Source organism: Ruminococcus sp. FC2018 (genome assembly GCF_000621805.1).
Classification (GTDB): domain Bacteria; phylum Bacillota; class Clostridia; order Oscillospirales; family Ruminococcaceae; genus Hominimerdicola.
The window spans coordinates 54,135-67,370 of record NZ_JHXH01000011.1; the positions used below are offsets into that span (position 1 = coordinate 54,135).

General features: G+C 39.4%; 15 protein-coding genes and 1 riboswitch. Of the genes, 2 read left to right on the forward strand and 13 right to left on the reverse strand.

The genetic code is table 11. The features are described 5' to 3' along the window. Positions 1 to 26 precede the first annotated feature (26 nt). Together T494_RS0108585 and T494_RS0108590 are read right to left on the reverse strand one after the other, a co-directional pair. A complete protein-coding gene (locus tag T494_RS0108585) occupies positions 27 to 2,057 on the reverse strand; it encodes a nucleoside-diphosphate sugar epimerase/dehydratase (protein ID WP_028505950.1) in 2,031 nt (676 codons plus the stop codon). 301 nt (positions 2,058 to 2,358) lie between these two features. Next, positions 2,359 to 3,546, reverse strand: a complete 1,188-nt coding sequence (locus T494_RS0108590; RefSeq protein WP_028505951.1) for a hypothetical protein — start codon at positions 3,544 to 3,546, stop codon at positions 2,359 to 2,361. A gap of 239 nt (positions 3,547 to 3,785) precedes the next feature. On the opposite strand from T494_RS0108590, the gene T494_RS12750 reads away from it, so the two are divergent. Both T494_RS12750 and T494_RS0108600 read left to right on the forward strand, forming a co-directional pair. Continuing rightward, positions 3,786 to 5,684: a glycoside hydrolase family 3 protein gene (locus T494_RS12750; RefSeq protein ID WP_051540253.1), complete on the forward strand. Its 1,899-nt coding sequence runs from the start codon at positions 3,786 to 3,788 to the stop codon at positions 5,682 to 5,684. A gap of 17 nt (positions 5,685 to 5,701) precedes the next feature. After that, on the forward strand, positions 5,702 to 5,899 hold the full coding sequence (locus T494_RS0108600) for a hypothetical protein (protein WP_028505952.1): 198 nt from the start codon (positions 5,702 to 5,704) through the stop codon (positions 5,897 to 5,899). A gap of 50 nt (positions 5,900 to 5,949) precedes the next feature. On the opposite strand, the gene T494_RS0108605 is transcribed toward T494_RS0108600, so the two are convergent. From T494_RS0108605 to T494_RS0108655, 11 genes are all read right to left on the reverse strand, one after another. Beyond that, a complete protein-coding gene (locus T494_RS0108605) occupies positions 5,950 to 6,558 on the reverse strand; it encodes an ECF transporter S component (protein ID WP_051540255.1) in 609 nt (202 codons plus the stop codon). A 93-nt stretch (positions 6,559 to 6,651) separates the two neighbouring features. Next, positions 6,652 to 6,782: riboswitch (FMN riboswitch) on the reverse strand. A gap of 31 nt (positions 6,783 to 6,813) precedes the next feature. Next, positions 6,814 to 7,227: a CD1247 N-terminal domain-containing protein gene (locus tag T494_RS0108610; protein ID WP_028505954.1), complete on the reverse strand. Its 414-nt coding sequence runs from the start codon at positions 7,225 to 7,227 to the stop codon at positions 6,814 to 6,816. Between the two features lie 34 nt (positions 7,228 to 7,261). Next, entirely contained in the window at positions 7,262 to 7,819 is a 558-nt protein-coding gene (gene efp, locus T494_RS0108615; protein ID WP_028505955.1) for an elongation factor P, read from the reverse strand. Between the two features lie 149 nt (positions 7,820 to 7,968). Next, positions 7,969 to 8,637: a suppressor of fused domain protein gene (locus T494_RS0108620; protein ID WP_347490884.1), complete on the reverse strand. Its 669-nt coding sequence runs from the start codon at positions 8,635 to 8,637 to the stop codon at positions 7,969 to 7,971. A gap of 22 nt (positions 8,638 to 8,659) precedes the next feature. Then, the gene (locus T494_RS0108625; protein ID WP_028505957.1) at positions 8,660 to 9,724 is read right to left on the reverse strand and encodes an aminopeptidase P family protein; all 1,065 of its coding nucleotides are present in this window, start codon (positions 9,722 to 9,724) and stop codon (positions 8,660 to 8,662) included. After that, entirely contained in the window at positions 9,724 to 10,179 is a 456-nt protein-coding gene (aroQ, locus tag T494_RS0108630; protein WP_028505958.1) for a type II 3-dehydroquinate dehydratase, read from the reverse strand. Before aroQ ends, T494_RS0108625 begins: the two co-directional genes overlap by 1 nt. A gap of 12 nt (positions 10,180 to 10,191) precedes the next feature. Further along, on the reverse strand, positions 10,192 to 11,046 hold the full coding sequence (locus T494_RS0108635; RefSeq protein WP_028505959.1) for a TIM barrel protein: 855 nt from the start codon (positions 11,044 to 11,046) through the stop codon (positions 10,192 to 10,194). A gap of 4 nt (positions 11,047 to 11,050) precedes the next feature. After that, entirely contained in the window at positions 11,051 to 11,551 is a 501-nt protein-coding gene (locus tag T494_RS12755; RefSeq protein ID WP_037344408.1) for a YqeG family HAD IIIA-type phosphatase, read from the reverse strand. Between the two features lie 211 nt (positions 11,552 to 11,762). Further along, positions 11,763 to 12,215, reverse strand: coding sequence for a DIP1984 family protein (locus T494_RS0108645; RefSeq protein ID WP_028505960.1), 453 nt, complete (start codon positions 12,213 to 12,215; stop codon positions 11,763 to 11,765). A gap of 64 nt (positions 12,216 to 12,279) precedes the next feature. Beyond that, on the reverse strand, positions 12,280 to 12,453 hold the full coding sequence (gene rpsU, locus T494_RS0108650; RefSeq protein ID WP_002847085.1) for a 30S ribosomal protein S21: 174 nt from the start codon (positions 12,451 to 12,453) through the stop codon (positions 12,280 to 12,282). A gap of 283 nt (positions 12,454 to 12,736) precedes the next feature. After that, the gene (locus tag T494_RS0108655) at positions 12,737 to 13,195 is read right to left on the reverse strand and encodes a GNAT family N-acetyltransferase (RefSeq protein ID WP_028505961.1); all 459 of its coding nucleotides are present in this window, start codon (positions 13,193 to 13,195) and stop codon (positions 12,737 to 12,739) included. Positions 13,196 to 13,236 lie beyond the last annotated feature (41 nt).

Below are 13,236 nucleotides of genomic sequence, written 5' to 3' on the forward strand. Positions count from 1 at the left end.
ATATTTCACCGTATTTCTTTTCTTATTCAATCAACGATACTTGCCACCAACTGCTTGTAGGTCTCGCTTTTCTTGCCCTCAACACCGTCCTGGTGATAGGTAGTAACGATCTTTGCGACAATTTCACGAATATTCTTATCGTTAGCATATGCTGCATCCATTAAAGGACCAAGCTGCTGCAGGAATTCATCCGTGTCAAACGGAATAGGACAACCTATATGGATCTTGTCGTTTTCCGTTTTTCTTAATCCTTCTTCTGCCATAAGCTTTTCTTCGTAAAGCTTCTCTCCGGGTCTTAATCCTGTGTACTCGATCTTTATATCAATATCAGGTTTAAATCCGGAAAGCCTGATAAGGTTTCTTGCGAGAGTATCTATCTTTACAGGTGAACCCATATCAAGAACAAAGATCTCTCCGCCTTTAGCATAAGTTCCTGCCAGAAGGACAAGGCTTACAGCCTCGGGGATAGTCATAAAATAACGGATTATATCAGGATGAGTTACCGTTACCGGACCGCCCTTTTCAATTTGTTTTTTGAATATCGGGATCACACTTCCGTTTGAGCCGAGAACATTGCCAAATCTTAAAGCAACAAATTCAGTGTTAATGTTTTCAAATAATTCCCTGTTCGTTTTTAAGTTTGCTTTTTCAAGACCTGTTTCGGTATGATGCGTAAAAAGCTGAGGTATCTCGTAAGCTTTACCTGCTTTGATCTTAGCATCAAAGCTCTGTATTATCATCTCACACAGCCTTTTGCTCGCACCCATTATATTTGTTGGATTAACAGCTTTGTCTGTGGAGATAAGCACAAATCTTTTGCATCCGTGAAGCATTGCCGCATAGGCAGTTTTATAGGTACCTATTGCATTATTCTTTATCGCTTCACAGGGACTGTCTTCCATGAGAGGAACATGCTTGTGGGCAGCTGCATGATAAACAATATCAGGTCTGTATCTGTCAAACACCTGGAACATCTTTCTTGAATCTCTTACTGATCCTATCAGAGTGACAAGATCAAGCTCGGGATGTTTTTCTCTTAATTCCAGCTGAATATCGTATGCATTATTCTCATATACATCAAAGATAATGAGTCTTTTGGGATTGTGACTTGCTACCTGTCTGCATAGTTCAGAGCCAATCGAACCGCCGCCGCCTGTTACAAGGACTGTTTTTCCGTGAATGAAATCGAAAACCTCATTCATTTCAACTTTTATTGGTTCTCTGCCTAAAAGATCTTCGATAGAAACATTTTTAAGATTTGATACGGTCACTTCGCCGTTAACAAGCTGATACATTCCCGGCAGATTTTTCAGCTGACAAGAAGTTTCTTTACATATACTCAGTATATCTCTGCGTTCTTCCATAGATGCTGAAGGAAGAGCAACGTATATCTTCTGTATATTAAATTTTTCCACATTTTCAAGGATAGTATCTCTGCCGCCAACTATAGGAATGCCATCAATGAATCTATTCCACTTATTCTCGCTGTCATCGATTATACATACTACCCTATCGTTAAGCTCTTTAGCTCTGTTGACATCACGAAGTATCATCTGACCTGCATTGCCAGCACCGATAAGCATAACGTTATTGCTGCTCTTGCCTGTATGGCTTGCATTTTTAACAAATAATACAAAACGATAAGAAAAACGCACCGTGAAAACAGCACAAAACTGTATGATAGATCCGATAATATAATATGATATCGGCATACGAATTACGAATACCGTAATAAAAACGGCATGGAAAACACCTGTAATTATCGAAGCGAGAGTTATTCGTAACAACTCACTATAGCTTGCGAATCTCCACATACTTCTGTACAATCTCATAAAATAAAAGCATGCAATCGAGAATAAGGCATAGTACGGAGAAAACTTAAGCCAGCCGTTTAAATATTCAGCCGGGATCAAAGAATACTTACAGTCAAACCTCAGCCACAATGCAACAAAATATGACATAAATACAACTATGATATCAAATATCCCGATCAGTAAAGCGATAACCTTCCATTGCTCAAAATGGAAAAATCGAGTTGTTTTTTGTTTCGATTTCATTTATTTTAAAGCTGTTGCTTATATAAAATAGCAACTTTTCCTTTCTCATAGAAATTTTCACACAATTATAATGTGCAATATTTGCGCAAAAACAATGGCATAAACCAACATTTTATATTATACCAAAAACACACCATAATGTCAACTATTTGACCGCTTTTTCAGCAAATATGCAACTATTTGAAATAATTTGTTTAAAAATAATAAATTATTGCCAAAAACTTAAATCGCATTATAGATTAAGTAGTAAAAATAATAAAAAACCATTGAAAACAATGGTTTTTTATTATCTATAACACGACTAATTATGTTTGGAGTTAATGATGATCGCTCCTAAAATATCCTTACCTGACTTGAGCATCTCATTTAATGAAAAATCAAATTCTTTGATCGTGGTAGAACCGTATTTAACAACAAGTACGATTCCATCTGTTTTTTGTGCATTAATTACAGCTTCCGGGGTTGACTTAACACAATCCGATTTGATAAATTCACTGTTGTTATTATTGTCTTTTAATATAGCTGAAACATTATCAACTATTGAATCAATTTTTGTTTTCTCATCAGCAGGAATCAAGAATATCTTTTTACTCTCGTTTTTAGCAATAAGATTATAAGCTATTCTTTTGTACTCATTATCACGCTGCTTAGACTTACATGGAATAACACCATAAGTATCAACACCGAAATACTCAAGATCTTTAATGGTCCAGATCCTATCCGTAAGTATAAAGAGAAGGAAATACAGACCAAATATAAAGATAATACCCAGTACGAAACCGACAACAGAATACTTTATGATTGTTGAATAGCTGGTTTTATACTCAATATTTGTATTATCTATAAAGATACTTGGTTCATTCAGAGACTTAACTGAATTGAAAGCTTCATAACTATTGTTTTCTTTAATAAAAATTTCGTTAAGTGCTTTTGCAATATCAAGTGCTCTGTCTGGATCTATATCTGTAACAGAGTAATGTAAAATATTTGCACCGCTAAAATTGATATTGATAAGCCAACGAAGTTCATCGGCTGAAATTGATTTTTTTATATTCTTGTAACTGGATGAATTGACATTATCAGCAATTTTATAAATCGTAGTATCTCTTATAAAAAGAGAGATTGCATCTGACTGAAATCTATTTACCATTGAACTGTAGTCCAGATTAGAATTACCCTCAATGCTTTTAAAATCAAAATCAATAAAGATATCGCCCCTAATGTTGCAGCTGCCTGGGACTTCTTCTTTTTCTGTGTTTCTAACAACTTGTCCTGCATTTGGATAGTAGGCAGATTTGTTTCTTGTGATTATTTCTTTTAGTGTCTTCTCAGAATTATTATTATTCTTTTGATTTGTATAGCTATAACATGAAAGCAGACAAGCAAAGATGACACCAACGATGATCGCTACAATGCAATGATCTAAAACAAAAAATAAGCATTGTTTAAAATCAAGTTCCCTGCGCTTTTTTTCGGTCAATTCATCCATTTATGGTTACTCCCTTCAAAATTGATCTAGACAGACTAATTATATCAAAAACCGTCGTTTTTGTCAAGTAAAATAATAAGTAATGAAAGAACATGTCTTTGAGCGATTATGCCTTTGATTGCTTTCAATTTATTTGATTTAGATCAATTAATCTGTAGGACTCAAAATATGAAACAATGTAATTGACGGAATAAATAATATGTGATATAATCTTTGCAAGATATTAAGGGGGGGGTAATATGAAAAGGAAACTTCTGGCACTTGTTGTCAGCCTGTCAATAGTCTTATCAACATCATCCTGTGCAGACAGTTCATCTCAAAGTGATGAAAGCTCTTCGTCTTCATCTGTATCAGAACAGCCGTCCTCATCACAAAGCGGCACCTGGGGTTCTGAAAGCAGCTCGTCTGAACCGGTATATAACTACAAGAAATATGATGGTTTAACAGCTGATCAGATAGTAGAAAAAATGACTTTGGAACAAAAGGTCAGTCAGATGGTACTTCCCGAGCTCAAAGAGATAGACAGCGAAAAATTGAAGCAGAACTGCTATGGCGGTGTACTTTCAAAGACTCAGCCTTTAACATCCGCTCAGTGGAGGCAGACTGTTGACGATCTGCAAAAGGGTGCAATATCCTCTGAATGCGGTATCCCGATAATATACGGTCAGGACGATGTTCACGGTGTATATGCCTGCCTTAACGCAGTAATTTTCCCGCATAATATTGGTCTTGCAGCTGCGAACGACAAGGATCTTATGTATAAAATGGGGCAGATCACAGCAGACGAAGCAAAGCTTTGTCATATGCTTTGGAACTACTCCCCTGTTATTGCACAATCCGTTGATCCACGCTGGGGACGCACATATGAATGCCTCGGAAGCGATCTTGGCACTATAACCGAGCTTAGCACCGCCTATTCAAAGGGTCTGCTTGACGGTGGTCTGATCGTTTGCGCCAAGCATTTCTTTGGTGACGGAAATGTAGGCTATGGCACAGGTGAACAGGGCAATGTTAAAATGCTTATTGACAGAGGCGATGCCAAGCTTACAGATGAACAGATCAACGACCTTCTGAAAGTATACAAAGCTCAGATAGATGCCGGAGTCCAGACGATCATGATATCCCATTCTGCTGTGAACGGCGTAAAAATGCATGAAAATAAGAAATACATAGATAAGCTTAAAAACGAGATGGGCTTTAAAGGGTTCATAGTAAGCGACTGGAATTCTGTTCAGAACACATCACCCAGCACTTACGAGGAGCAGATCATTACCTCGGTGAATGCAGGAATAGATATGTTCATGGAAGTTGATACTTTTGAGCAGGTAAAAAATATCATTGTAAGTTCTGTAAATATCGGTAAAATATCACAGGAGCGTATTGATGATGCGGCAAAGCGTATTGTCAAAGTCAAGCTTGATGCAGGAGTTTTCAGCGATCCGCTTTTTGAAAGCACAAAGACAAAACAATCCGAAACAGGCTCGGAGGAATACAGGAAAGTTGCTCAGCAGCTTGTTGAAAAAAGCCTTGTGCTTGTGAAAAACGATAACAAGGTACTGCCTCTCAAAAAAGGAACTTCGGTATATATCACCGGTCCTGCGGCAGACAATGCTCAGGCACAATGCGGTGGCTGGACCCTTGACTGGAACAGCAGTCCTGAAAAGAACATTGACGGTGTTACGACTATTCTTGCAGGATTTAAACAGATCGCCGAGAAAAACGGAATAAAGGTAATTACAGATAAAAACGAGGCTTCAAAGGCAGACGTTGTCCTGCTTTGCGTAGGCGAACAGTCATACGCGGAATGGAACGGCGACACGGAGGATCTTGCGCTGTGCGGAAAACTGGGACTTGAGGGCAACACAGAGGCAATAAACGAAGTAAAATCCCTTGGCAAACCAACTGTTGCGTGTATTGTAGCCGGAAGAAATGTTATTTTAGATGAACAAAGCATAAAGAACTGGGACAGTATTGTAATGTGCTATCTGCCGGGCTCTGAAGGACAGGGCGTTGCTAATGTGCTCTGCGGAAACAGCGGATTTTCCGGCAAGCTGCCAAGCCCGTGGTATAGCGATCTGAAGCAGATAGGGACTAATGAATGCTGGCTTAAACGGGGCTTTGGTCTTAATTATCAATAATTTTGCAAGGTGATACAATGAAATTGGACAAACTTGATGTTGTATGGTTTATATGCCTTATAATTATCGGACTCGGTGTACTAATAGTTTCTATAAACAATGTTTTTGATATGGGCTTCCCTGCCACAATGATAAAGCCGATCGGGATAGTTGATCTTATCACACTTCCTGTACTGGCGTTTACATCGGTGAAAAAACTGAAAAGCAAACAATAGCAAAAAGCCTGACCTGCAACTTGAACAGGTCAGGCTTTTTTATGCGTACACTATGATTTGCTGCTCTTTATAATGGGTGAAAGAGGTTTATATACAAAAATTGTAATTAGTGAACACAACAGTCCCTTTACAAATGTAAACGGCAGATTAAACAGGCAAAGCGCCATAAACGTGTTGTCAACACCCGGCATTATGGCCTGATAAGCTTTTAGGACAGTTTCTTCTCCACCGAAAGCTTTGAAGTATATAGGATAAACGATAAAATAATTCAAAGGCAAGCTTATAAATGTAAAGCCTAACATACCCACAAAAGTAGCAAAGATGGCTCCTTTTTTGGTCTTTTTTCTGCGATAGATCGTTGCTGAAACAAGAACAAAGAAAGCACTTGTAACAAAATCAAAAATATCACCTATACCCATAGTTGTTCCAAAGCCTTTTATCAGCAAATGGATAAGATTTTTCAGCAGACAGACAATAACACCTTCCACAGGTCCCATTGCAAAACCGGCAAGAAGGGATATGACATTGGAAAAATCAAGCTTTATAAACGACGGCATTATGCCCGGTATAGGAAAATCAAGGTAGTAAACAACAGATGCAACTGCTGTCATCATACCGATAATAACGATCTTTCTTGTTGTGAAATTTTTTTGAGTCATAATAATTCCTCCAATAATCAATTATTGGGAGAAACAGCGCAAGGACAAATAAAAAAGCCCTGAAAACGTGATCAGGGCTTGAAAAATCTTCTTGTGTCATTTCTTCCATCCGGACTTTACCGTTGGTATCGGGATCTCACCGATTCAGCGCCGTTAAGCGGTCGTGGACTAAAGCAAAAGCTTATTACCACCAGTGTGGAATTTCACCACCCCTGAAATACATAATAAATATTAAGTTGTATAGTTTTATACGAATTATTCCTCTGTCTGGTCGTCAAAGTCAAATTCAAGCTTTTCGCCGCAATTAGGGCAATCCATAGAGCCGTCTGCAAGAATGTTCTCGCCAAGCATTATCTTATCTCCACAGTTGGGACACACACATTCATACATGGTCTCGTCGTCATCACAGAAGTCACAGTCACATTCGTCATCGTCGTCGTCATCTTCTAGACCGTAGTAATCCTCTTCCAATGCGCCGAGATCTTCATCGATAACGTCAACAAGCTCAACTGTCTCGTCAACTTCAACAGCCATATCCTCAATGGTATCAGCCATCTCTTCAAGGACTTCTGACATGAGCTTGAGTATTTTGCCTTCGTTAGTGGAGTCGTCTATTTTCAGACCGTCCATAAGACCTTTAAGGTAAGCTACCTTTTTTGTCAATTCCATAGCTATCCCTCCGTTACAATAATTATTTTATGTTTTACGCTCTTTCCATGTACTCACAGGTACGGGTATCGATCCTGATCTTGTCACCTGTATTGATAAACAAAGGAACTCTGATCTCTGCACCGGTCTCAACAGTAGCAGGCTTTGTTGCGTTAGTTGCAGTATCGCCCTTGATGCCCGGTTCAGTTTCGGTCACTTCAAGATCTACAAAGTAAGGAGGCTCTACACCAAATACCTGTCCCTTGTAGGAGAGGACCTTACAGATCATATTTTCCTTAACAAACTTGAAGTTGTCGGAAAGCTCTTTGCTGTTTACAGGGATAAGCTCATAGGACTCAGGATCCATGAAATAATAAAGATCTCCGTCGTTATAAGAATACTCCATATCCTTTCTCTCAACATAAGCTGTAGGGAACTTAGCTGTAGGATTGTAAGTTTTTTCAATTACAGATCCGGTAATAACATTCTTGACCTTTGCTCTTACAAATGCAGCACCCTTGCCAGGCTTAACGTGCTGGAACTCAACGATCTGCATTACATTTCCTTCTTCTTCAAAAGTCATACCATTTCTGAAATCGCCTGCTGTTACCATATTTAAAACCTCCAAATATTGATCTTATCCACACGCATGCCACAATATAGGCACACATTTACACAATAATATTATCACATTTCATTCTTTTTTGCAAGTCTTTTAGCAATATTTATCTCATTTTAATACTTTTTTAACAAGATAGGCGCTTAAATATAGTTCTTTGTTCTTTCCATATCTGTTTCGAGGTCTGGATAATCTGCTCTAAGGTTTTCAAGCAGTACAGGTACAAGGTCCCTATTTTCCTTGACTTTCAAAAATTCTTCGGTAGTGATACCTACAAGCTGGACAAAATCAAGCTTTCCGTAAATAGTATCTCTTCCCTTTATCTCTGTATCTTGTGCAATGAGCAATGATGTGATCTTGGAATCTGGTTTGCTCAGGTTGATAGACTCGGGATTGTTAGCACTTCCCACATACTGCCCGGGCTCAAACCATCTTTCGCTCTGGAATGTGTATCTTGCAAGGTTGCTCATCATATTCATTGCCCAAACACAGCTTTTAGGGTCTGTATCCTTGAGTTTTATAGTCATTTCGTAGCCCCATTTGCTGAATTCTCCGCCGAAGCTTTCCTCATCGTAATACAGCTCGCTCATACCAAAAGTAACGATATGTGAATAACCTTTTGGAGAGGGATAAGCGCTGAAACCGTCAAGGTATTCGTTGCCGCCAAACATTGCACGGCTGGTGATAGTTGTTCCGTAATGCTCGGGTTTGGTGTTTCCATATACCTCAGAAAAAGCAGCTTCGATCTCATCCCATCCCGGTGCAAATTCATCATCGTCTTTTTTTGCTTTGAACTCTTCAAGTGTCATCATAATATCTCCCACTTTTGATCGGTCAAACTATTATCAGTTTCTTTTCAGCCAGTGTCATATTCTCACAGCCGTTATTCTTAACAACAACAAAGTCTTCTATTCTTACCCCGAACTCATTTTCAATATAGATACCGGGTTCTATTGTTACTATTGAGTTATGTTCAAGAATGTCATCTTTGTTTGGAGATGCGTACGGTGATTCATGTATCTCCATGCCAACTCCATGTCCCAGAGAATGTCCGAACTCATTGCCGTGACCTGCGCTTTCTATTATATCACGGGCGATCTTGTCAAGCTCTTTGCCTGACATCCCGGCTTTTACGGCATTAAGAGCAGCAAGCTGGGCATCAAGTACAGTTTCATAGACAGACCGCATCTTATCTGTTGGCTCTCCCACACAGAAAGTTCTTGTCATGTCACTGTGGTAGCCTTTGACGACTGCACCAAAATCCAGAAGCACAAATTCTCCCTTTTCAACGGGTTTGTCAGAAGGGACACCGTGTGGAAGCGAGGTGTTTTTACCGCTTAAAGCAATTGTATCAAAGGAAAGATCTTCGGCGCCGTTTTTAAGCATAAAAAAGTCAAGCTCAAGCTGAACTTCCTTTTCGGTCATGCCGGGTCTGATAAAATCAAGTATATGATCATAGCCCTTTTCCGCAATCCGCTGGGCTTGGATCATAAGACCGATCTCATCCTGAGTCTTTATCATTCTTATCTTTCTTATGAGTTTTGAAAATGTATTGTCTGATGACAGCTGCACTTTGAGAGCACTTTTCATCAGGCTGAACTGCTCCAATGTACAGCTTTCTGTATTCACAGCGGCTGTTTTAGCATCATGCTTTTTGATAAGCTCATTTATCTGGTGATATAGTCTGCCCTGCAAAATAACTTCACAATCGAAAACGGTTTTTCTTGCTTTTTCGATATATCTGAAATCAATTATAAGATAAGCCTTATCCTTAAATACAACAAGGGTCCCGTCACTGGATTTCATGCCTGTAAAGTATCTTCGGTTGACATCGTCATTTATTATACCGCAGTCGCAGATACCTTCAATTCCGCTCATCAGCTGTTCCAAGCGAGTCATTATGCTTCGGCTGCCTCCTCGTTTTCCCAGCGGTAATAAAGTGCATCAACAGCAAGAATATAAGAATCCTTGCCAAATCCGCAGATAGAACCTACACATACCGGTGCAATGACCGATCTGGAGCGAAATTCATCTCTTGCATTTATATTGCTGATATGTACTTCGATAACAGGTATTTTTATTGCGGCGATAGCGTCTCTTATGGCATAGCTGTAATGAGTGTAAGCACCTGCATTGATTACGACACCGTCAAATGATTTTCTTGCAAGATGAAGTGTGTCTATTATTTCTCCTTCATGGTTTGACTGGAAAACCTCACAATGGAATTGTCTGTTTATAGCGTGCTCTATGATCTCATTATTGATACTGTCATAAGTATCTGTGCCATACACTCCCGGTTCACGCTCACCGAGAAGATTAAGATTTGGTCCATGGATAACAAGTATTTTTTTCATATCATCAGCTCCTTATCTGACCGAAAGGTAATAGTTTTTCATTGTCAAAGCATCTTTATCCTGTGTCCCTGCGCTTTCACAAACAAAGATCGGAGACATATTTTTTTTTGCAACGATCTCCATAAGCGGCTCAAAATCGGGACCAAAGCCCTGATTATCATCAAAAGTCAGATGCTTTTTTTCGCCACCGGGCTGTGTGAACATTATTTTGGAAAAATGGCTGTGAAACACCTTTGTTCTGTCTGTTCCAATGGCGTTTTCCATGTCGTTGATTATCTTTTCGTACTCAGCCTTGCCCTTTATGTATCCGAATTCACGGGCGTTAAGGTGTCCAAAATCAACGCACGGCAAAAAAGTCTCATCAAGTTTACACAGCTCAAGCACCTCATAAAGGTTGCCCAGCTGGTTTACTTTGCCCATTGTCTCAGGACAGAAAATAACATTTTCAAAACCTTGTTCAATGGCAGATTTTCGTGCCCTTGTAATGGTGTCCTTTGCAAGTTCAAGAGCATCTTCCCTGGATATTTTAGCACAAGAGCCCGAATGTATCACTATTCTTTGTGCGCCGAGTCTCTGTGCGGCGTCGCATGACTGGAGAATATAGTTTATGCTGTTGTCACGCTTTTCGGCTTCCGTGCTTGATAATGAAATAAAGTACGGCGCATGAAGGGACAGGGAGATATTATGCTCTTTTGCTTTATCTCTGAGCGCAAATGCGGTTTTATCGGTTACTTTAACTCCTCTTCCGCACTGATATTCGTAATGGTCAAGTCCCAATTCTTCAAGATAACCGGGAGCTTGTATCGTAGATTTATATTTGGCTGAAAAGCTGTCGCTGTTTCCTGCCGGGCCAAATCTTGCGGGCATGATATCACTCCTTAATAATTCTGTTTCTGCCGGGCAGTAAAGGCTTTTCCAGCGTTCTTTTTATTCTGAACGGCAAACTTGTTTCCGGCTGCATGGGAAACACGAAACAGGATCTTATCCCGGAAAGATTGGCGCCGATTATATCGGTGAAAATCTGATCCCCTATCGCAGCAACATACTTTTTCTCTAAACCAAGTTTTTTTACAGCTTTGTTAATGCCTGTTGTAAGTGGCTTTTTACCGTTGGCAACAAATTCAAGATCCAGCAGCTCAGCAAAAGGGACTACCCTTTCAGGCTTGTTGTTGGAAACAATTATCACCTTTATACCTGCCTTTTTCACATTCTCAAGCCACTTCATACTTGAATCGGGCGGTATTGGATTGTTATGAGTTGTAAGTGTATTATCAATATCCAGAACAATGCCCTTAATGCGCTTTTTCTCTAAAAATCTGACGGTTATTCCGGTTATATCGTTAAATACATAGGTAGGTTCAAAAAATAACATTTTACGCTCCTGTATAAAATAAGTCCCCTGTCCTCTCCCTCACCAAAACAGTCAGTGCAGCGGTAATAAGCTTAAAAATGAATAACATTGCGCTTGTATCGTTGATGAGGCTAACTTTGAGTTAACATACCTCCGATATGTCCGAATAGCACTTATTCTCACTCAGTGCCGGAGATCAGCACTCGCCCTGTTTTGGCTACACACAAAAAAATCATAAAAGCTCTGTAGTCCAGTTAAGCTCCTGGATCTTGGTATCGGTCTCACGATACTCCTTAGACATATCGTCGATCTGCTTTTGAAGTTCTTTTACATCTACCGATGGCAGAATTTTGATCTCAGTCTTTGTCATTCTGTTTACGACTGCGCTTGCGTTATTAAGAAAATCCCTGTAAATGCCGAGTTTCAATGACAGTGTATCTTTGTGTGCAATAAGCTCGGTGATCGTTTTATCACCATATAAAACACAGCTGTTGGTTTTATTTATTCTCGCCATAAGCTCTTCAAGTCTTTGTGTGCAGGCGGTAAGTTCATTGAGAAGGTCGCCGGGATCCTCGGCAGTCTTTTCCCCTTCCTGCCTCTTTGAGTTGTTGATAAGCCTTGATCTCAACTGTGCTATCCGTCTCTGGATATCAGCTCTTTCATTAAGTGCTTGTGCAAGTTTCATTTTATAACCTCCCCTTTTCTCAAACAAAAAGCGGACATAAAAATGCCCGCCTTTGGTTTTAATATCAATATTTACGCTTACGAGCAGCTTCAGACTTCTTCTTACGCTTTACTGAAGGCTTTTCGTAGTGTTCTCTTTTACGAACCTCAGCAATAACGCCATCTCTTGCACAAGATCTCTTAAAGCGCTTGAGAGCGGTATCCAAAGTTTCGTTCTTTCCAACACGAATTTCTGCCAAAATTGTTCCCTCCCTTTGCCACCTATGACAGAGGTAATATATAAAGGTCTAACTGTGATTTTAGGTGATAGTGAAGGCGTTTGCTCCTGTAAACAGAAACGAACATCGTTATGATAGCCGTATTTTACGACCGCTCTGTCTTAAAAGATCACAGATATGTATGACCGATACGATTACAAAGTAATTATACAACATATTGCATATAAAGTCAAGTGTTTTTGTAATGTTTTTTTCACAAATTTTAGAACGCAATATTAACTGCATTTTAACGCAATAATAAGAGCTAAATGCTTTTACGCATTACATCATAGCAAAGATAGTCCCCATTTTCGGCGATAACAGTGCAATAATCCGTTTCCACATATCCTCTTTTTCTATATAGTTTTTTTGCAGGAAATGAAGCGTCCAGCACTATCTCGTTATAATCCTGCGCGATCACTATTTCCGCATGGTCCATAAGTTCCCTGCCAAAGCCCTGATGCTGGTACTGTGGAAGGACAAAAAGCCTTTTAATTTCGTTGCCGTTTACAGTAACTGTGCCGATATATTCTCCGTTATCGTGCTGCAATATATAAACTTTCCCCTGCTTTATATCATTTATAATATCTTCATCCTTGTGATGATCCAAAAAGAAATCTACTGCTCCGACAGGATAGTATTTTGGATAAACCGCATTTATAGTGTCCTTTGTTATCTTTTTAACATAGCTGAATTCGTTAAGTTCTGCCTTTGAGATCCTCATTCTTATACCTCCTGCTAAATGCTTTTTATTATCATCTACAA